At 68.6% G+C, this 20,838-nt stretch carries 16 protein-coding genes and 1 tRNA gene; 10 read left to right on the top strand and 7 right to left on the bottom strand.

What is annotated here, in order from left to right; genetic code table 11:
* The first annotated feature begins 32 nt into the window (after positions 1 to 32).
* Positions 33 to 1,157, top strand: a complete 1,125-nt coding sequence (locus ABD716_RS04295) for an FAD-dependent oxidoreductase (protein ID WP_344774155.1) — start codon at positions 33 to 35, stop codon at positions 1,155 to 1,157.
* Positions 1,158 to 1,196: 39 nt separating this feature from the next.
* Here ABD716_RS04295 and ABD716_RS04300 read toward each other — a convergent pair.
* Positions 1,197 to 1,273: transfer RNA gene (locus ABD716_RS04300), tRNA-Met, on the bottom strand.
* Between the two features lie 71 nt (positions 1,274 to 1,344).
* Here ABD716_RS04300 and ABD716_RS04305 point away from each other — a divergent pair.
* On the top strand, positions 1,345 to 2,400 hold the full coding sequence (locus ABD716_RS04305) for a glycoside hydrolase family 26 protein (RefSeq protein WP_344774157.1): 1,056 nt from the start codon (positions 1,345 to 1,347) through the stop codon (positions 2,398 to 2,400).
* 13 nt (positions 2,401 to 2,413) lie between these two features.
* On the top strand, positions 2,414 to 3,223 hold the full coding sequence (locus ABD716_RS04310; protein WP_344774159.1) for a carbon-nitrogen hydrolase family protein: 810 nt from the start codon (positions 2,414 to 2,416) through the stop codon (positions 3,221 to 3,223).
* Here ABD716_RS04310 and ABD716_RS04315 read toward each other — a convergent pair.
* The gene (locus ABD716_RS04315; protein ID WP_344774161.1) at positions 3,199 to 4,395 is read right to left on the bottom strand and encodes a pyridoxal phosphate-dependent aminotransferase; all 1,197 of its coding nucleotides are present in this window, start codon (positions 4,393 to 4,395) and stop codon (positions 3,199 to 3,201) included. The two genes, ABD716_RS04310 and ABD716_RS04315, sit on opposite strands and share 25 nt — an antisense overlap.
* Before the next feature lie 300 nt (positions 4,396 to 4,695).
* On the opposite strand from ABD716_RS04315, the gene ABD716_RS04320 reads away from it, so the two are divergent.
* From ABD716_RS04320 to ABD716_RS04335, 4 genes are all read left to right on the top strand, one after another.
* On the top strand, positions 4,696 to 5,265 hold the full coding sequence (locus ABD716_RS04320; protein ID WP_344774163.1) for a hypothetical protein: 570 nt from the start codon (positions 4,696 to 4,698) through the stop codon (positions 5,263 to 5,265).
* Positions 5,266 to 5,612: 347 nt separating this feature from the next.
* Positions 5,613 to 6,077 carry a PKD domain-containing protein gene (locus ABD716_RS04325; RefSeq protein ID WP_344774165.1) on the top strand — a complete coding sequence of 155 codons (465 nt, stop codon included), beginning with the start codon at positions 5,613 to 5,615 and terminating at the stop codon, positions 6,075 to 6,077.
* A gap of 118 nt (positions 6,078 to 6,195) precedes the next feature.
* The gene (locus ABD716_RS04330) at positions 6,196 to 7,899 is read left to right on the top strand and encodes a S1C family serine protease (protein ID WP_344774167.1); all 1,704 of its coding nucleotides are present in this window, start codon (positions 6,196 to 6,198) and stop codon (positions 7,897 to 7,899) included.
* Positions 7,900 to 7,988: 89 nt separating this feature from the next.
* A complete protein-coding gene (locus ABD716_RS04335; RefSeq protein ID WP_344774169.1) occupies positions 7,989 to 9,017 on the top strand; it encodes a glycosyltransferase family 2 protein in 1,029 nt (342 codons plus the stop codon).
* Between the two features lie 19 nt (positions 9,018 to 9,036).
* Here the strand turns inward: ABD716_RS04335 and ABD716_RS04340 are convergent, their stop codons facing one another.
* Positions 9,037 to 11,832 (bottom strand): CDP-glycerol glycerophosphotransferase family protein, encoded by a 2,796-nt coding sequence (locus tag ABD716_RS04340; RefSeq protein WP_344774171.1) that lies wholly within the window; start codon positions 11,830 to 11,832, stop codon positions 9,037 to 9,039.
* A 50-nt stretch (positions 11,833 to 11,882) separates the two neighbouring features.
* Here ABD716_RS04340 and ABD716_RS04345 point away from each other — a divergent pair, with 50 nt between their 5' ends.
* Positions 11,883 to 13,103 carry a CDP-glycerol glycerophosphotransferase family protein gene (locus ABD716_RS04345; protein WP_344774173.1) on the top strand — a complete coding sequence of 407 codons (1,221 nt, stop codon included), beginning with the start codon at positions 11,883 to 11,885 and terminating at the stop codon, positions 13,101 to 13,103.
* Here the strand turns inward: ABD716_RS04345 and ABD716_RS04350 are convergent.
* Complete coding sequence (locus tag ABD716_RS04350; RefSeq protein ID WP_344774175.1) at positions 13,100 to 13,879, bottom strand: hypothetical protein; 780 nt, start codon at positions 13,877 to 13,879, stop codon at positions 13,100 to 13,102. The two genes, ABD716_RS04345 and ABD716_RS04350, sit on opposite strands and share 4 nt — an antisense overlap.
* Positions 13,880 to 13,909: 30 nt before the next feature.
* Between ABD716_RS04350 and ABD716_RS04355 the strand changes: the two genes are divergently transcribed.
* Positions 13,910 to 14,491 carry a hypothetical protein gene (locus tag ABD716_RS04355; RefSeq protein ID WP_344774177.1) on the top strand — a complete coding sequence of 194 codons (582 nt, stop codon included), beginning with the start codon at positions 13,910 to 13,912 and terminating at the stop codon, positions 14,489 to 14,491.
* A gap of 18 nt (positions 14,492 to 14,509) precedes the next feature.
* Here the strand turns inward: ABD716_RS04355 and ABD716_RS04360 are convergent, their stop codons facing one another.
* Together ABD716_RS04360 and ABD716_RS04365 are read right to left on the bottom strand one after the other, a co-directional pair.
* Positions 14,510 to 15,238, bottom strand: a complete 729-nt coding sequence (locus tag ABD716_RS04360; protein WP_344774179.1) for a DUF1361 domain-containing protein — start codon at positions 15,236 to 15,238, stop codon at positions 14,510 to 14,512.
* A 46-nt stretch (positions 15,239 to 15,284) separates the two neighbouring features.
* Positions 15,285 to 20,111: a DEAD/DEAH box helicase gene (locus ABD716_RS04365; protein WP_344774181.1), complete on the bottom strand. Its 4,827-nt coding sequence runs from the start codon at positions 20,109 to 20,111 to the stop codon at positions 15,285 to 15,287.
* Positions 20,112 to 20,264: 153 nt separating this feature from the next.
* Here ABD716_RS04365 and ABD716_RS04370 point away from each other — a divergent pair, with 153 nt between their 5' ends.
* Positions 20,265 to 20,510 (top strand): helix-turn-helix domain-containing protein, encoded by a 246-nt coding sequence (locus tag ABD716_RS04370; protein WP_344774312.1) that lies wholly within the window; start codon positions 20,265 to 20,267, stop codon positions 20,508 to 20,510.
* Here the strand turns inward: ABD716_RS04370 and ABD716_RS04375 are convergent.
* The gene (locus ABD716_RS04375; RefSeq protein WP_344774183.1) at positions 20,507 to 20,785 is read right to left on the bottom strand and encodes a hypothetical protein; all 279 of its coding nucleotides are present in this window, start codon (positions 20,783 to 20,785) and stop codon (positions 20,507 to 20,509) included. The two genes, ABD716_RS04370 and ABD716_RS04375, sit on opposite strands and share 4 nt — an antisense overlap.
* Positions 20,786 to 20,838: the final 53 nt, after the last annotated feature.

Below are 20,838 nucleotides of genomic sequence, written 5' to 3' on the forward strand. Positions count from 1 at the left end.
CCCGGCCGTTCGCGTGCCGCTAGCGTCGGGGCATGACCGAGCGCGTCGACTTCGCGGTGATCGGCGGCGGGGCCATGGGCTCGGCCGCTGCGTGGCAGCTGGCGCGACGCGGCCGCGAGGTCGCGCTGCTCGAGCGCTTCGACCCGGGGCACGCGAACGGCGCCTCGCACGGCCCGAGTCGGAACTTCAATGTGGCCTACGATTGCGAGCCGTACCTCGGCCTGCTCACGGAGGCGTCCCGGCTGTGGGAAGAGCTCGAGGCGGAATCCGGCGCGCACATGCTCGACCGGGTCGGCATGGTCACCCACGGCGGCACGGGGGAGTACCCCGAGCTCGCGGCGGGCCTCGCCGCCGGCATCCCCGGTCGTGTTCTCAGCCCGGGTGAGGCGGGCGAGCGGTTCCCCGGTCTGCGCTTCCAGACACCCGTGCTGTGGAACGAGACCGGCGGCCGCCTGAATGCCGACGCCGCGGTCGCCGCCCTGCAGCGGGCCGCGGCCGCCCGGGGAGCGGTCGTGCGGCACCGGTCGCGCGTCACGGCGCTCGAGCCGCGCGGCGACCGGGTGCTGATCGCGACGGAGGGCGGCTCGCTCGAGGCATCCGTCGCCATCGTCGCGCTCGGCGCGTGGACCTCGAAGCTGCTCGCCGGCCTCGTTCCGCTGCCGCCGCTCGTCGTCACGCAGGAGCAGCCGGCGCACTTCGCGCTGCGCAGCGACGGGGCGGATGCCTCACGCTCCTGGCCCGGCTTCAATCATCGGCCCCGCCCCAGCGGTGACGAGTGGTGGCTCACCCCGATCTACGGCATGTACACGCCGGGTTTCGGCGTCAAGGCGGGCTGGCACGGCTCGGGCCCCGTCACCGACCCCGACGCGCGCACCTTCCAGCCCGAGCTCGCGCAGCTCGAGGCGCTGCGGCGCTACGCCGCCGAGTGGCTGCCCGGTGCCGACCCCGATCGCTTCGAGCCGATCAGCTGCACGTACACGACGACGCCCGACCATGACTTCGTGCTCGACCGCGTGGCGCGCATCGTGGTCGCCGCCGGGTTCAGCGGGCACGGCTTCAAGTTCACGCCGGCGATCGGCCGCCTGCTCGCCGATGTGGCGACGGGCGAGGCGGATGCCGCGCCGGCGGCGTTCAGGCTCGATCGGTTCCAGGCATGAGAAAACCCCCGGTCAGAAGTGCTTCTGACCGGGGGTCATTGGTTGCGGGGGCAGGATTTGAACCTACGACCTCTGGGTTATGAGCCCAGCGAGCTACCGAGCTGCTCCACCCCGCGTCACAAGAGAACACATTACCAGCTTGTGAACCGCGCGCGAAATCGACAGCGGATTCCGTAGGCTCGAGGGCATGGCAACGACGCCCCCGATCGATGCCCATGCGACCGCCGAGACGCGGGCGCTTCTCGCTCGTCTGCACGAGCTGACCGGCATCCGCAGCTTCTTCGGCCATCAGGACGACCTCGCATACGGCGGCATCGAACCGCATGTCGGGCGCATGCCCGGCATCGTCGGCTTCGATCTCGGCGGCATCGAGGCGCTCGCCGGGCACAATCTCGACGGCGTCCCGTTCCCCGCGATGATCCGTCAGGTGCGCGAGGCTCACGGCAGGGGAGCCCTCGTGACGCTGAGCTGGCACTCGGTGAATCCGATCACCAACGGCGGCTACGGGCAGAACACGGTGCCGATGTCCATCGCGTCCGTGCTGCCCGGCGGCGAGTGCCACGAGAAGTTCGTGCGCTGGCTCGATCACGTCGCGATGTTCGTCGAGCAGCTGACGGATGCCTCGGGCCGGCCGATCCCGATCGTCTTCCGTCCGTTCCACGAGCACACCGGCGACTGGTTCTGGTGGGGGATCGGCGGCGACAACCCGCAGAACAGCCCCGACGAGTTCGGCGCGCTATGGCGCTTCACCGTCGAGTACCTGCGCGATGTGGCGGGCCTGCACAACCTGCTCTGGGCGATCTCGCCCGACCGCAGCCGCCTGCGCGTCGACGCGTTCGAGGACGACTATCTGCGCGGCTACCCGGGCGACGACTTCGTCGACGTGCTCGGCATCGACAACTACTGGGACGCAGGCCGCGCCGACGACGACCGCACGCCCGATGAGCTGTTCGACGACTACGTCGCGACGCTCGAGGCCGTCGCCCGGCTCGGCGAGGCGCGCGGCAAGCTCGTGGCACAGACCGAAACCGGAACCCCGAGCGAGCCCACCGGCCACGCCGCCGACCCGTGGACGGGATTCCTCGCCCGCGCCGCCGACCGCAGCGAGCTCACCCGGCGACATCTCTGGCACCTGGCCTGGCGCGATGAGGTGGCGGCGCCGTCCGACCTCGCGCGGCTCGTGGGGCATCCGCTCATCGCCTTCGCCGGCGACGTCGACGACCTCTATAGGGTCGAGGAGTGAGCGAGCAGCGAGCATGAGCGAGTTGGCGGTCGCCGTCGCGCAATTCGCCCCGGGACCGGATGCGGATGCCAACCTCGAGACGATCCGCGAGTTGACGGATGCCGCGGCCGAGCGAGGCGCGCAGCTGGTGGTCTTCCCCGAGTACTCATCATTCTTCGTGAACCCCGTGGGCGCGCCCTTCCTCGAGGCCGCCGAGCCGCTCGACGGGCCGTTCGCGACGGCGCTCGCCGCACTCGCCGACGAGCGCGGGGTGGCGATCGTCGCCGGCACGGCCGAGTCGCGCCCGACGGACCCCGGGCGGTTCACGAACACGGTCGTCGCCGTCGCGCCGGGCGCCGGGGTCGTCGCGAGCTATCGCAAGCAGCACCTCTACGACGCGTTCGGCGCGCGCGAGTCGGAATGGGTGGCGCCGGGCGAGCTCGCCGAGCCGCAGGTGTTCGCGGTCGCGGGCGTGCGCGTCGGCCTGCAGACCTGCTATGACCTGCGCTTCCCCGAGGTGACGCGCCGCATCGTCGACGCGGGCGCGGAGCTCGTCGTGGTGCCGAGCGAGTGGGTGCACGGCACCCTCAAGGTGCACCACTGGCGCACTCTGATCACGGCGCGGGCGATCGAGAACACGGTCTTCGTCGCGGCGTCCGATCACATTCCACCGGTGGGGGTCGGGAACTCGATGATCGTCGACCCCATGGGCGTCGTGCTCGCCGAGCTCGACGACGAGACCGACTTCGTGATCGCTCCGGTCGCCGCCGAGCGCGTGCGCGAGGTGCGCGCGGTGAACCCCGCCCTGCAGTTGCGCCGCTACCGGGTCATCCCGGCCAGCTGAGCGGCCGCGCGCTCGAGCACCTCTTCCTTCTTGCAGAAGGCGAAGCGCACGAGCGACCGGGCCTCGCCCCGGTGGGCGCTCGTATAGAAGGCGGACAGCGGAATCGCGACGACCCCCGCGCGCTCGGGCAGCGTGCGGCAGAAGCCGACCGCGTCGGGGAAGCCGAGGGGCGCGGCATCCGCCACCACGAAATACGAGCCGTGCGAGGGGAACACGTCGAATCCAGCGCTGCGCAGCCCGCTGCTGAGCAGGTCGCGCTTGCTGCGCAGCGTGTCGGCGACACCCGTGAAGAAGCTGTCGGGCAGGCCGAGCCCCACCGCGATCGCGGGTTGGAAGGGTGCGCCGTTCACGTACGTGAGGAACTGCTTCACGGCAAGGATGGCGGTGATCAGCGCGGGCTTCGCCGTGATCCAGCCGATCTTCCACCCCGTCGTCGAGAAGGTCTTGCCGCCGCTCGAGATCGAGATGGTGCGATCGGATGCCCCCTCGAGGCGCGCCACCGGCGTGTGCGGCGTCTCGAACCGCAGGTGCTCATAGACCTCGTCCGTGACGATGTAGGCGTTGTGGCGGTGCGCGAGCTCGACGACGGCCCTGAGCGTCGCGTCGTCGAAGGTCGCGCCGGTCGGGTTGTGGGGGTTGTTGACGAGGATGATCTTCGTGCGGTCGGTCACCGCCTTCGCGAGCTCGTCGAGGTCTGGCGCGAAGTCGGGCGCGCGCAGCGCGACCGTGACGTGCCTCGCGCCGGCCAGCGCGATCAGGGCGCCGTATGCGTCGTAGAACGGCTCGAAGGTGACGACCTCGTCGCCGGGTTCGACGAGCGCGAGCAGTGTGGCGGCGAGGGCTTCGGTCGCGCCCGCGGTGACGAGGACTTCGCGGTCGGGGTCGTAGTCGAGGCCGTAGAAGCGGTGCTGGTGCTCGGCGATGGCCCGCCGGAGCTGGGGGATGCCGGTGCCCGGCGGGTACTGGTTGGCGCCGCTCCTGATCGCTTCGGCCGCCGCGGCGAGGACCTCGCGCGGGCCGTCTTCGTCGGGGAAGCCCTGGCCGAGGTTGATCGCGCCGGTCGTGGCGGCGAGGGCGCTCATCTCGGCGAAGATCGTCGCGGCGATGGTGCCGTCGGGGGCCAGCAGTCCGGCGCCGGCTGCCGCGCGTCGCCAGGGTCCGGGGGTGTCCATGGCTCAACGGTAGTTGGGCGGCCGCGGTGGGGTGGTCGGTTGTGGGGGCGGCGTGGCGATGTGGCGATGCGAGTTGGGGGACGCCTCGGCGCCGAGACGACCCTTGGTGCTGTCTTGGCTGGCGCCCACGCCGCGAGACGACGTTTGGTGCTGTCTTGACTGGCGTCTGCACCGCGAGACGACGCTCGATGCTGTTCTCAGCGCGTATTGCGGCATCTCGAATCGTCTCGCGGGTGTCTTCGCCGGCGGCCTGTGGAAAGTGCCCGAGCCGAGTTCGGCGGATGCCCTACCTTGGGGCGCATGCGGATTCCCGGTCGCACGATCCTCACGGCCTGCACTGTCGCGCTCGCGGCGGGTTTCCTCGCGGGGTGCACCCCGTCGCACCCGATCACGGAGCCCGCCAAAACCCTCAAGCCGACCCCGACTCCCGTCTTCACTTCAGATGCAGACGCCCTCGCCGCCGCAACCAAGATCTACAAGAAGTTCGAGGCGGCCGTGGATGCGATCGGCCACGACGGTGGCGAGGGGGCCGAGCGGGTGAAGCCGTACGTCAGCGACGCTGGTTACCGGTTCGAGGTTGCGGAGGCAGAGAAGTTCAAGAAAGAACGTGCGCACGGTACCGGTGACACCGTTCTCAACAATTCGGTTCTTCAGTCGCGCGTCGAAAGGAACGGCGTAGCCACGGTCACAATTTACGTGTGCGAGGACATCTCGGCGGTTGATCGGATTGGCCCAGATGGCAAGTCGTTGATCAGTGCCGATCGGGGCGATTACAACGACTACGAGGTGGTGCTTAAGGGAGACAGCGCGAATTCACTCGTAATCCAGTCGAACAAGTATTGGTCCGGCGGTGGGATTTGCAAGTTGTAGCAGTTCTAGCCGCCGCAGTGCTCTTGGCCGGGTCGAGTGGTGGCCTCGGCGATTCGACGCAGGGCGCGTTCGAGGGGAACGGCGCGCAGGTAAAGACGTCCACGCAAGGGACAGAGAACAGCCCTGGCCACGGCCGGGGTCATACTGCCGATGCCGGCGCGAGTCACATCACGAAAGCGAGCCCATCGCCCAAACCACCGCCCAACCCGCACTGGACCGTGTGCACTTCGGGCGCGTGCACCGCGCGCGAGCCGGCGGAAGTCGGGGCACCACCCTCACCAGCCCCTGCGGCGGACCCACCCCCGCCGGCCGAACCGGGCGCGCCGCCGACTCCCGGGCTGACCGACGTGGCGCACTTCCTGGTGGGGAATCCGACTGCGAAATCCGAGCCAGCAGGCTGGACGATCGCCGGCGCCGAGACCAACTTCATCGCGAACGCGGGGGAGAGCGAGCGGGCGGGGGAGCTGCTGGGCCAACCGGTGACCGTGCACTTCACTCCGGTGGCATACGACTGGCGCTACGGCGACAACAGCGGGCGCACCACCACGACTCCGGGGGCGACGTGGGCGGCATCCGGCTTGCCTGACTTCTCGAAGACGGCGACCAGCCATGCGTACGCGAGCCGCGGAACCTACACCGTGACCGTCACGGTCGAGTACTCCGCGCGCTACCAGTACGCGGGGCAGGCATGGGCTGACATCCCCGGTACGCTGGGCCTGACTTCCGAGCCGATCACCGTGACGGTGAAAGGGGTCAAGACGGTGCTGGTCGGAAAGACCTGCGACGAAAACCCGTCAGGACCAGGTTGTTGACCTAGGGCAACGAGTTGCCCGCAACACTTGGCGACATTCGAGACGGCTCCAAGAGTCGTCATAAGGTCCGCACAGCTTCGCGTCGGATGCTTGAGGTGCTTGGAAAAGGAGCGAACCCATGAGCGACAACGCGAACGAGCCTGTGAACCCCGATCAGCCCGAGAGCGCGCAGCCCCAGAACGTGCCGACGGAGCAGTCCGAGGCTCAGGCCTCGAGCTGGCAGGCCCCCGCCCCTGAGCAGGCCCCCGCCCCTGAGCAGCCGGCCGCACCGCAGCCGCCGCAGCAGAACCAGGCGCCCCGCTCGGGCGAGTACGCGCCGCAGCAGCCGGGCCAGCCCGCGCAGCCCGCGGCACCCGCGCAGCCGGCCTCGCCCCAGCCCACTCAGCAGTACCCGACCGGCCAGACCGCCGGCTACCCGCAGGGGTACCAGCACACGCAGCCGACGCAGCCGGTGGGCGCGCCGCAGCAGCATCCGTACTACGCCCAGTTCAACTCTCAGCAGCCGCTCAACGTGCCCCCGCACGCAGGCCAGCCCGGCCAGCCGGGTCAGCCGGGTCAGCCGGGCCAGCCCGGCGGCGACAAGCCCCGAGGTGAGCGCACGCTCACGGGAAAGTCCATCGCGATCATCGCCGCGGCACTGGTCGTCGGCGGCCTGCTCGGTGGCGGAATCGGTGGCGGCATCGCTGCGGTCGCGAGCCACAGCGGCGGCACGCCGGTCTCGATCAGCGGCGGCGGCAGCGGCGCCTCCAATGTGACCGTCAACGACGCGAAGAACGCCACGCAGGTCACCGCGGTCGCCGCGAAGGCCTCGAACAGCGTCGTGACGATCAACGTCACGGGCCAGCAGGAGTCCGGCACCGGCTCGGGCGTGATCCTCACCGACGACGGCTACATCCTCACCAACACCCACGTCGTGACCCTCGACGGCGATGAGTCCGACGGCCAGATCCAGGTGCAGACCAACGACGGCACCCTCTACACGGCCAAGGTGGTCGGCACCGACCCCACCGACGACCTCGCCGTCATCAAGCTCAACAACGCGAAGGGCCTCACGCCGATCAGCTGGGGCGACTCGTCGAAGCTCAACGTCGGCGACCAGGTCATCGCCATCGGCGCGCCGCTCGGTCTGCAGGGCACCGTCACCGACGGCATCGTCAGCGCCCTGAACCGCAGCGTGACGCTCGCGTCGAGCGCCCCGAAGCAGAGCAGCGGCGACGGCGGCAGCGAGTCCGACCCGTTCGGGCAGTGGGACTTCGGCGGCAGCAATCCCTTCGACCAGGGCCAGCAGTCCTCGAGCGATGACAGCATCTTCGTGCCGGCGATCCAGACCGATGCGGCGATCAACCCGGGCAACTCGGGCGGTGCCCTGCTCAACAGCAAGGGCGAGCTGATCGGCATCAACGTCGCCATCGCGAGCACCGGCTCGAGCAGCGACTCCACGAGCCAGTCGGGCAACATCGGCGTCGGCTTCGCGATCCCCGCGACCGTCGCGCACCGCATCGCAGACGAGCTGAAGGACACCGGCAAGGCGACGCACGGCCTGCTCGGCGCCACCGTGAGCAACGCCGCGGCGCAGTCGGATGCCACCACCGTCGGCGCCCGCATCGAGTCGGTCAATTCGGGCAGCGCCGCGAGCGGCGGGGGCCTCAAGGCCGGCGACGTGATCACGAACGTGGGCGGCGTGCCGATCACGAGTTCCGACGACCTCACCGCGCAGGTGCGTTCTGCCGCCGCCGGGTCGACCATCAAGGTCACCTACGTGCGCGACGGCAAGACGTACCAGACCGACGTCACGCTCGGCACGTACTCGCCCCAGTCGTAACCACCTTGCGGGGCGGCGGCGCCGCGGGGTGAAGCGGAGCTCCAGCCTGCCGATTGGTAGGCTGGAGTTCCGCCGAACGACTGGATTCCATGCCGCACGACCACCGCGATCTGGGCGAGCTGCCCGGCGTTTCGTACGTGATGCCCGTTCTCAACGAAGAGCAGCACGTGGCCGCGGCGGTCGCGAGCCTGCTCGCGCAGGACTACGCGGGGCCGTCCGAAGTGGTGCTCGCGCTCGGCCCGAGCACCGATGGCACAGACGCGGCGGTGGCGGCGCTGCTCGCGCGGGAACCGCGGCTCACGGTCGTGCGCAACCCCGACGGCTCGACTCCCGCCGGGCTGAACCGCGCGATCGAGGCATCCTCGTACCCCGTGGTCGTCCGGGTCGACGCGCACTCGATCCTGCCTGCCGACTACACGCGCACGGCGGTCGAGGTGATGCAGCGCACCGGCGCCGACAACGTCGGCGGGGTGATGGATGCCCGGGGCGTCACCCCCTTCGAGCAGGCGGTGGCCGTCGCCTACGGCAGCCGCATCGGGCTCGGCGGCACGCGCCACCACACGAGCGGCCGTGAGGGGCCGGCCGAGACCGTCTATCTCGGCGTCTTCCGCCGGCAGAGCCTGCTCGACGCGGGGCTCTTCGACGAGGGGTTCAAGCGCGGCCAGGACTGGGAGCTGAATCGCCGCATCCGCTCGCGCGGCGGCATCGTCTGGTTCACCCCGGCGCTCAAGGTCGGCTACCGGCCACGAGCGAGTGTGCTCTCCCTCGCCCGCCAGTTCTTCTCGACCGGCGTGTGGCGCGGCGAGCTCGCGCGGCGCTTCCCGGCGAACAACGGACTGCGCTACTGGGCGCCGCCGGTCGCGGTCGTGCTGATCGTGCTGGGCATCGTGGCGGGCTGCCTCGCCGAGCTGTCGCCGTGGTGGCTGCTCGGGTTCATCGTTCCCGCCGGCTATCTGCTGATCGTGCTCGCGTCGAGCGTGATCGCGCGCCGTCACGGCCTGCGGGCGATGGCCTGGTTCGTGGTCGTGCTGCCGGTGATCCACTTCACCTGGGGAACGGGGTTCATCCTCGGGTTCCTCAAGCTGACGCGAAACCTCGCCGAGTTCACCGGCAGGTAGCCGGCCGCGGCTCACGAAGTCAGAGCAGGCCCTCGCGGAAGATCCGCTCCACGACGCGCGCGCCCGCCTGGCCGTCGTCCTGCGGGTTGAAGCGCGCGCGCCACTCGGCGTAGCGCGTCGCATGCGTCGCGGCTGCGGCAGGGGCATCCGTCACGGCGTCCACCAGCTCGGTGATGCTCGTCGTCACGGGCCCGGGTGCGACGGGGAACAGGTCGAAGGTGAACCCGCGCGTCTGGTCGCGGTAGTGCTCGAAGTCGGGCACGTAGAAGAAGATCGGCTTGCCTGTCACGGTGAAGTCGAACATGACCGAGGAGTAGTCGGTGATGAGCACGTCGGCGGCGAGGTAGAGCTCGCTGATCTCGGGGTAGCCCGTCACGTCGATCACCCCGGGTGCGGTGACGGATGCCCCTGGCTGCAGCGTGCGCGAGTGACCGCGGATCAGCGTGACGAAGCCGGGGCCCACGCGCCGCGCGAAGGCGGCGACGTCCAAGTGGTCGACCGCGCCGGGGCGATCGTCGCGCCACGTCGGGGCGTAGAGCACAACGGTCGCCTCGGGCGCGACGCCGAGGCGGGCGCGCACGGCGTCGCGCGCCTCGTTCCGCGCGACGATGTCGTTGCGCGGGTAGCCCTCGTTCCAGATCGGGCCGCGGAAGGCATACGCCGAGCGGAATACTTCGGCGCTGAACGGGTTCTGTGCGAGCAGGATGTCCCACCGCCGGCTCTCGGCGAGAGCCGCCGCGCGCGACCGCAGTCGCAGGCCGGACTTGTCGAGCGCGAGCTTCTTGAGGGGTGTGCCGTGCCAGGTCTGCAGCACGGTCTGGCCCGGCCTCTTGTGCCAGCGCTTCCGCAGCCAGTCGTTCACGACGAGCAGCCGCGCGGTCGCGCGCGCGTGCCACCACTCGGCGCTGCCCTCGATGACGCGCACGGCGCCCTCGGGCACCTGCACCGAGGCGTCGGCGACCGACCAGTACCGCGTCACCTCGGGGTGCGAGGCGGCGAGGGCGCGGTCGATGCCGAGCGGGTTGCACGAGACGTTGTTGCCGAAGTAGCTCTCGAAGAATACGGCCTTCTCGAGCGGCTCGCGGCTCGCGCGATACTCCGCATGGAGCCGCCGCTGGTTCGCCGCGCCGGCCTCGGCGTCGGCGAGGGGCGCACCGAGTGCAACGGTGATCGCGCCGCGAGCGGCGCTCACCTCAAGGCGGAACGAGGTGCCATGGCGGCGCGCCGGGGGAAGCGTCGCGACCGTCTCGAGTTCGAGAGGGTGGCCCCCTGGGCCCATGACCGTGAGGGCATATTCCCCCGAGCGCGGCACGGTGGGCGTTCCCCAGTTCGTGACCTCGAGGGGGATGCGCGCGCGCCAGCGGCCGCCCTCTGCCACGACCTCGCCGGGAAGCACGGCGCGCGTGCCGCGCAGCAGCGCCGTCTCGGGCGCGGCACCGGTGACAGGGCCCTCGGCGATCAGCGCGTACCCGGTGCCTGGGCCCGCGCCCTCGACGCGCACCGCGTCGACGCGCAGCGGCACGGCGGCGGCGAGCGACGGTGCGGCGGGCGGCATCGCGGCGGCGTCCCCGGCGAGTCGCCGCCCGATCAGCTCGACGAGTCGCTCGGTGGCGCGACCGTCGTGGAAGGAGTGATAGCGGTCGGCGAGCCACGCTGCGTGCTCGACGAAGGGAGCGCGGGCCGAGGCCGCCGTCAGCACGCCGGCGAGCACAGGAAGCAGCGAGCCCCAGCTCGCGACCTCGCGGCCGCCCGAGAAGTCGGCGTACGGCTCATAGGCCCCGCGCCGCCCCACGTAGTCGGCGACGTCGGGCGCGAGGAACAGGATCGCGCCGCCCGTGAGGGCGAAGTCGAACGCGATGGACGAGTAGTCCGTGATCAGCGTGTCGACGGCGGGCAGAACCGGGGTGATGTCGGGCTGCAGATCGGCGCCGAGCAGCGCGATGCGGTCGCTGGCCGCGACACCCGGGGCGAAGTCGCCGCGGCCGAGCGGGTGCGAGCGGATGAGCAGCAGCGCATCGGCGCGCTCGAGCAGCCTGTCGAGCTCGACCCATTCCTCGGCGGAGGGAACGGCGGGGTGGGCTCGCCCGTCGCGCCAGGTCGGCGCATACATCACGAGCCGGGCCGTCAGGGCGCGCGGCTCGTTCAGCGCGAGGGCGATGCGCTCACGGGCGGCCCTCTCGCGTTCGTCGCGGCTCCCGGCGAGCAGCACGTCATCGCGCGGGTCGCCGGTGACGACCGCCTGCCGCTCGGTCAGGGCGAACGCCGAGCGGATGCGCGCGGCGGCAAGCGGCGACGCGGTCGAGAAGAGCGAGATGCCCCGGCCCGAGCGGCTGTAGGCGCGGCGCACCAGCCGCGCGACGAACGGCAGCCTGCCGACCACGGGCACGCGCATCGCCTCGGGCGAGTCGATGCGCAGCCGCTTGAACGGGATGCCGTGCCAGACATTGACGACGAACGCGCCGTGCGTCGCGAAGCGGTTCACGTCGCCGAAGCCGTGGGTGACGACCAGCACCTGGGCGCGCAGGGTCAGGCGGAACCCGCGCCACGAATAGCGCATCGCAGCAGGGATTCCGAGGGCGCGGGCATCCGCCAGATCACGTGAGTTGCGCGCCAGCCAGACGACGCGGGCGCCCGCCTCGTGCGCGCGCACGTGGTCGAGCACCGCGAGCGCGCCCTCGCCGACGCCGATGCCGGACCCGAACGCCCACAGGCCCGGTGTGCGGGGCACGAGGGATGCCGCGAGCCGGCCGAACCCGTAAAGGGGAAGAGCCGCGATCTTGCGCACATTGCCCGCTGCGAAGGTGAAGCGACCCATGCCTGAAACGGTATCAGCGCCCGTATACCCGGCGCCGGTAGCCTCTCGCTGTGGGACTTGTGAAAGACGCGCGCTCCGCCGTTCGACTCGTGCGCAAGGCGCTCGCCCAGCGCCGGGCCCGCGCCTGGTACCGCGCGCGGCTGCGCGAGGCGCCGCCGCTGCCGGCCGGTGAGTTCAAGATCGCGGTGTACTACGCCGACGGCGACGTCAACCTCTACCAGGTGCGCCAGTGGTACAAGCCGCTCGCCGAGCTCGCGAAGACCTGGCCCGTCGTGATCATGTCGCGCTCGATCACGGGCGCCGAGCCGCTGCTGCGGGAATCCCCGGTGCCCGTCGCCTACCTGAAGACGGTCGTCGACATGGAGGAGTTCCTCGCCTCGCAGGACATCCGCATCGTGCTCTACGTCAACCAGAACATGCGCAATTTCCAGATGATGCGCTACGGCCAGCGCTGGCACGTGTTCATCAATCACGGCGAGAGCGACAAGATGTACATGACCACCAACCAGTTCAAGGCGTACGACTACGCGCTGGTTGCGGGGGATGCCGCGCTGGCCCGCCTCGGCAGGGTGCTCTGGGACTACGACCTCGACAAGCGTGCGATCAAGATCGGTCGCCCGCAGGCCGACCACTATTCAGGGAAGCTGCCGTTCACGCTCGACGAACGGCGGGTCGTGCTCTACGCGCCGACGTGGGAGGGCGACCGGCCGGCGGCCGCCTACGGCTCCATCGTGAGCCACGGTGAGGCGCTGGTGTCGGCGCTGCTGGCCGACGCGCGGTACCGCGTGATCTACCGGCCGCACCCGCGCAGCGGCGCGGTCTCACGCGAGTACGGCGAGGCGAACCACCGCATCATCGCCGCGCTGCGAGCGGCGAACGCCGCCGACCCCACCGCGCACCACGTCTTCGACGACGGGCCCGAGCTCGGCTGGCAGCTCGCCATCGCCGACATGGCGATCGTCGACATCTCGGCGATGGTCTATGACCGGCTGGCGTCGGGCAAGCCGCTGCTCGTGACCCGGCCGGTGAACCCCGACGCCGAGATCGATGAGGGCGGGTACCTGTCGGACGCGGACTGGCTCGAGGCATCCGACGCGGCATCCGTCGCCGCTCTGATCGACACGATGTCGCACGACGAGGCCGCGGCGGCGCGGCTGCGGAAGTGGGTCGAGCACTACTTCGGCGACACGACGCAGGGCGCCGCGACGAGGCGGTTCCATGAGGCGATCGACTTCCTCATGCGGCAGTGGGAGAAGTACGCGGCGAGCTAGCGGTGCGCTTTGAGGGCGCGCTTCGCGATCTCGTCGTCGAGCACGATGACCTCGGCGGGCGGGAACGCCTCACGCGCGGCCTTGACCACGCGGCGGCCGAGCACGTTGTTGCCGAAGCCGCCGACGACGGCGCCGATGCCGTAGGGCAGCGCACGGCCGATGATCGACCCGGCCTGGTGCGCCGCGACGCGCTTGAAGAACGCGGTCTTGAGGCGGTTGAGCAGTGGCGCGACGAAGGCGCTCGGCAGTGAGTCGTTGACGATCGTGCCCCAGTAGCCGGCGCGCGTGACGTCCTCGTTGAGCACCTCGTAGCCGAACTGCTTGATGATGTCGCTGCCCTCTTTGCCGAGCATGAGGGCGAGCACGAGGCTGCGGGTGCGCTCGGGCTCGTCGACGGTGATGCCGTGCAGTTCGGCGACGGACTGGGCGAACAGGGCGGTCGCCTCGAGGAACGCGACCGTCTCGGCGGCCGACAGGGCAAGCGCCGTGACGGTGCCGATGGCGGGCACGACGGCCGTCGCACCGGTCGCGGCGCCCGTGGTCGTGACGGCGGAGAGGTAGCGGCGCTCGAGCACCCAGTGCAGCTGCTCGACCGTGGCGTCGGGGTGCTTGCGCCTGATGGAGTTGATGTGCGCGACGACGCCCGGGCGGTGGAACCCCATGAGCTTGTCGACCGACTTCTCGATGGTGTTCGGCAGCAGGCGCCCCTTCACCTGGCCCTGCCTGTCGAGCTTGACGATCTCTTTCGACGTGCCTGCTTTCCCCTTGCGAGCCATGCGGCGAGTCTAGGCGGCTATGTTCGGACTATGGCTGTGACGCTCATTACTGCCGAGATGCTTGACAATCTTCAGGAGAGTCTGGTTCTGCGTCGCGCAACGGCGGCGCAGCTGCGGCAGCGGGCCGAGACCGAGTATTCCTGGGCGAGCGACGCGGATGCCTATGAGCTGGCGCCCGGGCTGGCGCGCTCGTACGTGCTGTCGGTCGCCGCCGACGACTTCCTCTCGGCAGGCGACGGCGAGCGGGCGCTCGCGGTTGCGCGCGAGGCGGCGGATGCCGCAGAGCCCGGCTCGTGGGACGGGGTCGTGTCGGTCGTCAGGGCTCACCTCGGCCTGGGGGCCGTCGATGCAGCGAAAGCGGCGGCCGACGAGGCGCGGCATGCCGCGGCATCCGACCCGGCGGTGGCCGAGATGATGGGCGACGCGTTCGAGCTCGCCGACGAGCTGGGCCTTGCGGAGCGCTGGTACACGATCGGGCTGCGCGGGCTCGACGTGGTCGAGAGCCGGTTCTGGCGCGAGCGCCTGCTGCGCGACCGCCACCGGGTGCGCCGCGACCAGGGGAAGCCGCTCGACGGATTCGACGAGGAGTTCGAGGCGCTCAGCACGCCGTGACGCACCCGCGATGGTCGGTCACGCAAACGACGCGCGGTAGAACAGCGTGAACACCGGCACGTAGACGAGCGCGACGAGCACGGCGTGCGACAGGACGAGGCCGCCCACTTCGAGCGCACGGCCCGGCTCGCGCAGATGATTCACGAGCTTGCGCGCGAGGGATGCCGGATGCTTCACATCCCAGCTGTTGACGCGCAGGTAACGGCCGAGGTAAACGCCGAACGCGCCGAGCACGATGACGGCTCCGGCGAAGAACCAGCTGAAGGCGGGCGCCCCCGCGCCGCCGCTCGGGTCTGCGATGAGGACGATGAACTCGGCCTGCACGATCAGGAGGCTGGCGATGGCGTTGGCGATGCCGGAGAGCGTGAGAGTGAGCGTGTGGATGATGTCGAACCACAGCGGCACTTCGTCGTTCGCGGCGCGATGGCTGAAGTTCAGCTCTGTGATCAGGTAGATGGCGTTCGGGAAGAACAGCAGCCACAGCAGGGTCGCGACGACGAGGTAGGCCCACAGGATGAACGGCACGCCGCCGCGAAGCTGGCCGGCCAGGGCGCTGAGCACCGGAGCGAGGAACAGCAGACCGGCGACGGCGACCAGTGCGCCGACGACCGGGACGAAGGACAGCGCCACGTTGACGAGCATCGGCCGGTACAGCGCAGCGCCGTAGACGCGCGAGCGCAGCACGATCAGCACGGCGGCGTAAGCGTTCAGCAGTACCACCGCGATCAGGTCGACGAGCGCACCCATGCGTCATGCATAGCGCACGTCCCCCGCTGGGGGAGAGAGAAGAGGACTACTGCTCCTCGCGAATCGCGAGCGGCGGCAGCGAGGCCACGATGCGCACCGTCTCAAGGCTCACAGTCACGATGCGCTTGACCAGGTTGAGGATGTACTCCGGGTCGCCGTGCTCGAGACCCCAGTCGTTCGGGTCGTTGCGGATGCCGCTCGCTTTGTCAACGCGCACGCGGTAGCGCTCGATGATCCAGTCGAGAGCCGAGCGCGAGCCGAGCATGTACTCCTGCGCCTCCAGAGGAATGCCGCTCAGCGTGATGTGCTCGTTGTAGATGACCGTCGACTTGTCCCACTTGCCGGGCTTGCCGGCGTACTTCATCTTCTCGACGCGCAGCTCGCGCTCGCCGCTGACGTGCTCGGTGAGCGGGTACGGCTCGACGCTCTCGTAGCCGAGGTGCAGCTTCGCGAGCTCGGCACCCGCGCGGCTGAACGTCCAGAAGTCCTCCGCGTTCTGCAACTTCGGAATGCGCGGCAGCATCTTCTTGAGATCAGCTGCGTAGCGCTCGCGATAGTCGGGGGAGTGCAGGAAGCCATAGACGAAGTCGAAGATGGAGTCCTTGGTGACGGATGCCCCATAGAGCTTCCGATACTCGTCCAGGATCTCGTCCGTGACGTTGTCGATGCGCTCGTAGCCCGAGTCGTCCTGCTCCCCGAAGATGTCGAGGCCCGAGTTCTCAACGGCGCGATACGTGTACCGCGGGAAGAACTGCGCCGTATAAGTGAAGTAGCTCAAATCAGGCAGATCAGCGACCGCAAGCGTAGCGAACGCCGTTCCCGGGCGAGGAGTTGAAACAACGATGCCTGGCGTGTGCGTCGCCGATGTCGGAAACACGCTGGGCAGTCGGTACGTCATGGCGTTCGCATCGCGGTCGAAATAAGCACTCATGCGGGTGAACGGTCGGTGGCTGGCACTTCTGAACGCGGATTCCGTCACGGCGTAACGCCGTTTCCGCTCCAGGTCGCGGAAAGCGTTGCGGTTCCAGCTGATTCTTGACGGATCGGTATCGACAAACTGCTCGAGTTCTTTCAGACTGAGGCTAGATCCCTCTTGCTCGTATGCTCCGACCTCTGCGTTGAAGGCATCAACGAAACGCTCGATGTTCGCTTGGTTCGCCCGACGTGAAAAGTTGTAGGCCCACGCGTCCCGGCCGGTAGCCAAACCAAGGGTGTATGACTTGAAAATGGATGCCGAGCGATCTGTCTTGTCTCCAAGCGGGGTGTAGAGCGCGAAGTTTTCATTTCGGGTGCCGAGCCAGTCGCCGTGCTCGTTGGGAACCAACGGAGCCATGTCTAGGGCCGAGAGCCCCGCAGCGGAATCAAGAGTTGAAAGCTTTTCTTGAGCGGTTGCGAAGTCTTGCGGGGCCCAGTACCGGATTTCTCCAATGCCTTGCCGTCGGGGATTCTTGACGAGGATGGCAATCGCAACGCCAGCCCTGATACCGAAGACGTTGCCGCCATCGGCCTTTGCTTTGGCTGCGGTCCGTGAACTTCCCCTCAAGTTGATGATGTTGAGACTCGAGAACTCAGCCTGCAACGCCCGTCGGACGCCCTCGGCCGAGTTATCGTCGAGATACCCGTTGTTCGTCACGAAGCCGACGACACCGCGGTCCTCAATTCGATCTGACGCCCACCGAAGCGCGCGCAAGTATGAGTCGTAGAGGGTCCGCTTGCTGGTGGCCGAACTTCCTTCCGCAAACGTGTTCTCGATTCGGATGTCCAACGACCGGTACTTGAGGTTTTGGTTCGCATCGTTACCGGAGCCTTGCCCCGATGAGTACGGCGGGTTGCCGACGATGACCGTCAAGTCTGACGCCCACTGCTTCGCGACGCGCTCGTTGTTGAGCGAGAAGACCCCGTGGGTGTCCATCTGGTCGTTCTCTTCCGACGACTGGAAGGTGTCGGTCAGTACCATGCCGGGGAAGGGCGTGTACTCACCGCCGACGACATCAAGATAGGTCTCCTCGATGTTCGCCGCAGCGACGTAGTAGGCGAGCAGGTTGATCTCGTTGGCCCAGATCTCCTGGCCCTCGTACTTCCGCTTCAAAGCATCCGGTTCGATCAAGCCAGAGCGCAGCAGGTTGACGATGAACGTGCCGGTCCCGGTGAACGGGTCGAGGATGCCGACGCCAGGGTCGCCGAGGGACTGCCCGAACTCCGAGCGCAGCACCTGGTCGGCCGAGTGCAGGATGAAGTCGACGATCTCATTCGGCGTGTAGACGATGCCGTCGCGCTCGCTCGTCGACGAGAAGGCGACTGTGAAGAAGTCCTGATACAGCCGCTTGATGATGGTCTGCTTGCCGGCCGGGTCCGTGATGCCCGAGATCGTGTTGCGCACCCAGTCGTAGAACCGGTCCAGCTCGTTGGTCTCGGTGCCGACGTTCGCTTCTTCGAGCGTGCCGACCATCATCGTCATGATCCTGGCGACCGGGTTGCGCTTCGAGAACTCGTGCCCCTCGAAGAGCGCGTCGAAGATCGGCTGCGTCACGATGTGCTGCGCCAGCATCTCGATCGCTTGCTTGTCGGTGACCGACGGGTTGAGGTTGTCCTGCAGCCCCTTGACGAAGGCCTCGAACTCGAGCCGGACGTTCTCGTCAGCGTCGAGCAGGTTCCGAATACGCGCCTGCTGGCGTGCCGCGATCTCGGCAACGTTCTTGGTCCACCGGATCCAGTAGTCGCGCTCGCCGACTTTCTCGACGATCTTCGCGTAGATGGCGTCGCGCCATTCGGCGCCGAGCTGCGCGAAGTCGAGGGTGGGCTGCGGGCCGTCGCTGTCGCCGCCCGCGTCGGTCTGCGGCTTGAAGTCGCCGTAGCCGATGACCTGCACCTGCGGGTCGCGGTTGCGACCGAGGTCGAGGCTCTCGATCTTCGCCTCGAATCGCTCGTCGTGCGCGCGCAGAGCGCGAAGCACGTCCCAGACGACCTTGTACTTCGCGTTGTCGTTGAGCGCCTGCTCGGGCTTGACGCCGGCGGGCACCGCAATCGGCAAGATGATGTAGCCGAAGTCCTTGCCCTCCGCGCGGCGCATGACTCGGCCGACCGACTGCACGACGTCGACCTGGCTGTCGCGCGAGTTGAGGAAGATGACCGCGTCGAGTGCGGGCACGTCGACGCCTTCGCTCAGGCAGCGCGCGTTCGTCAGGATGCGGCACTCGGCGTCGTCGCCGGTCTCGGCCTTCAGCCACTCGAGCTTCGCGTTGCGCTCGAGCACGTTCATCGAGCCGTCGACGTGATCCGAGTACAGGGTGAGCGGGCTCGCATCGCCTTCGAGGGCGACGGATGCTTCCCCGACCTCTGCCGCAGTGGAGAAGGCCGGTTGCGCCGAGGTCAGTCGTGAGCCGCCCGCGTAGCCGTCGAGCATGCTCATGACGCGCTTCGAATCGGCAATCGAGCGGCTGAAGGCGACGGCGCGCTTCAACGGGAGCAGGTTCTCTTCGTCTTCGCCGAGGCCGGCCACGCCGCGCTTGGCGAGGCCGTTGTAGATGCCGACGATGCGCGCCGCGTCCGGGATGGTGATCTCGCCGTCGTGCGCGAACTCCTGCTGGAAGTTCTCGCCGATGGTGTTCTCGTCGATCGCGAGCACCAGCACGCGGTAGTCGGTGAGCAGGCCGCGCTCGACGGCCTCGCCGAAGCCGAGTCGGTGGAACTCAGGGCCGTACAGGCTCTCGTCGTCCATCGACGCCAGCACCGCCGAGCTTTCGGCCGCCTTGGTTTTGACCGCGTTGCCGAAGATCTTCGGCGTCGCGGTCATGTAGAGGCGCTTCTTCGCCTTGATGAAGTCGCCGTCGTGCACCCGAACGAAGGCGGACTCGCTGCCGGCGTCCTTCGCGAGCGTCACACCCGTGGTGCGGTGTGCCTCGTCGCAGATGACGAGGTCGAACTCGGGAAGCCCCGCCTTCTGGGCGTCTGCGACGACGCCGATCGACTGATAGGTCGAGAACACGACGGTGAGCTCGTCCTGGTGATCCCCCTTGGCGTATGCCTTCACGAGCGAGGCCGTGTCGGTGGTCGCAGGGAAGGAGAGGTCCGAGACCGAGAAGTCCTCGAGCTTCTTGCCGACCTTGGAGTCCGAGCAGACCGCGAAGGCACGGATGGGCACCGACTGCTCGGCCGTCCATTCGCGCAGCGTCTGCGACAGAAGCGCGATCGAGGGAACGAGGAAGAGGACGGTGCCGCCTAGCGGCACTTGGTCCTCGGCGATCTTGAGGCTCGTGTAGGTCTTGCCCGTGCCACAGGCCATGACGAGCTTGCCGCGGTCACGATTTGCGAAGCCCTCGCGCACTGCTTCGAGTGCTTCGCGCTGATGCGGCCGCAGGCGCTTCTGAGGCTTGAGCTGCACCTCGTCCGGGTGGCTGAACGAGTACTCGGACCAGTCGATGCGGCTTTCGGCCAGGTCGGCGACGCCGATGCGATAGGTCGGGATCTGCTGGCCGGTGAGTGCGTCTTCAGCGTTGGCCGACCACTTGTCGGTCGTGGAGAAGATCAGTCGCTCGTTGAACCCGGCCTTGCCCGAGGCTGTGAAGAACGAGTCGATGTCGGCCTTCTGCAGCGTGTGCGCCGGGTCGTAGAACTTGCACTGGATCGCGGTGAAGCCACCGTCGCGCCGCTCGGCGACGAGGTCGATTCCGGTGTCTGGCTTGCCGTCTCGCCCGGGCCACTCCGACCACAGCCAGACGTCGGCGTACTGATCCGCATAGGTCGGGTCCGAGAGCAGGAAGGCCTTGATCAACCGCTCGAACTGACTGCCCTTGGAGCGCTGGTCAGGGGCGAGCCGGGCGTATTCGTCGAGGAGGTCGTAGATGGAGGTCGGCGATGTGGCATCCGGCAACATGGGTTAAAACCTAGATGGTTAAAAACCACATGGATTTGCCCGCTGGTCCCCATTCCGAGTGGCATATAGGCAAGAGAGGTGAGTCCGAAGACCAAGGCGAAGACGAAGGCGTCGATCGCGCTTGGCGAGCGGGTGAAGCGCCTACGTTAGGGCATCGATGGCGCCACGCAGGAGAAGGTGGCGCAGCTCGCGGGCATCGACCAGACGAACTACGGCGACATCGAGCGTGGCTTCGGGAACCCGACCTTCGAGACGCTGTTGCGAATCGCGGCGGTACTGCAGGTCTCGGCCAGCTCTCTCATCGAGGGCCTCAGTCGTGCCGATCTTCCCGACGACGACCCGGAACTGACCGTCGCCGATTTCATCGAGGCTCGCAGACGCCAACGTGGCACGCGCTAGAACACCACTCGCCAGAGGTACTCGTCGTCGTTGTCTCGACGCCAGCGCACCACGAGCGTCGTCGCACGCGCCAGGTCGTCGCCCGCGATCGGCAGCCACGCGGTCTCGCCCGCGCCGATCGTCATCGGGAAGTGCTCGGGCAGCGACCCCGGCCCGAGCAGCGCGAACGACACATGCTTCAGCGTCTCGAGGCTGGCGTTCTTCAGGCCGTAGGTCGGCGCGTGGTCGCGGATGAAGAGCCACGGAACGGGATAGGCAAGCGGCACGTCTGACATGCGAGGCACGCTAGGTGGGGCATCCGACACCCCCGCTTCAAATGTGAAGAACC

Origin of the sequence: Gryllotalpicola kribbensis (genome assembly GCF_039538245.1) — a bacterium.
Taxonomy (GTDB): domain Bacteria; phylum Actinomycetota; class Actinomycetes; order Actinomycetales; family Microbacteriaceae; genus Gryllotalpicola; species Gryllotalpicola kribbensis.

Bases quoted from the DNA above. Each gene is read 5' to 3' on its own strand.
- ABD716_RS04305 (WP_344774157.1), top strand. From the start codon at position 1,345: ATGGCAACGACGCCCCCGATCGATGCCCATGCGACCGCCGAGACGCGG.
- ABD716_RS04365 (WP_344774181.1), bottom strand. From the start codon at position 20,111: ATGTTGCCGGATGCCACATCGCCGACCTCCATCTACGACCTCCTCGAC.
- ABD716_RS04315 (WP_344774161.1), bottom strand. From the start codon at position 4,395: ATGGACACCCCCGGACCCTGGCGACGCGCGGCAGCCGGCGCCGGACTG.
- ABD716_RS04355 (WP_344774177.1), top strand. From the start codon at position 13,910: ATGGCTGTGACGCTCATTACTGCCGAGATGCTTGACAATCTTCAGGAG.
- ABD716_RS04360 (WP_344774179.1), bottom strand. From the start codon at position 15,238: ATGGGTGCGCTCGTCGACCTGATCGCGGTGGTACTGCTGAACGCTTAC.
- ABD716_RS04335 (WP_344774169.1), top strand. From the start codon at position 7,989: ATGCCGCACGACCACCGCGATCTGGGCGAGCTGCCCGGCGTTTCGTAC.
- ABD716_RS04295 (WP_344774155.1), top strand. From the start codon at position 33: ATGACCGAGCGCGTCGACTTCGCGGTGATCGGCGGCGGGGCCATGGGC.
- ABD716_RS04340 (WP_344774171.1), bottom strand. From the start codon at position 11,832: ATGGGTCGCTTCACCTTCGCAGCGGGCAATGTGCGCAAGATCGCGGCT.
- ABD716_RS04375 (WP_344774183.1), bottom strand. From the start codon at position 20,785: ATGTCAGACGTGCCGCTTGCCTATCCCGTTCCGTGGCTCTTCATCCGC.
- ABD716_RS04310 (WP_344774159.1), top strand. From the start codon at position 2,414: ATGAGCGAGTTGGCGGTCGCCGTCGCGCAATTCGCCCCGGGACCGGAT.
- ABD716_RS04350 (WP_344774175.1), bottom strand. From the start codon at position 13,879: ATGGCTCGCAAGGGGAAAGCAGGCACGTCGAAAGAGATCGTCAAGCTC.
- ABD716_RS04320 (WP_344774163.1), top strand. From the start codon at position 4,696: ATGCGGATTCCCGGTCGCACGATCCTCACGGCCTGCACTGTCGCGCTC.
- ABD716_RS04330 (WP_344774167.1), top strand. From the start codon at position 6,196: ATGAGCGACAACGCGAACGAGCCTGTGAACCCCGATCAGCCCGAGAGC.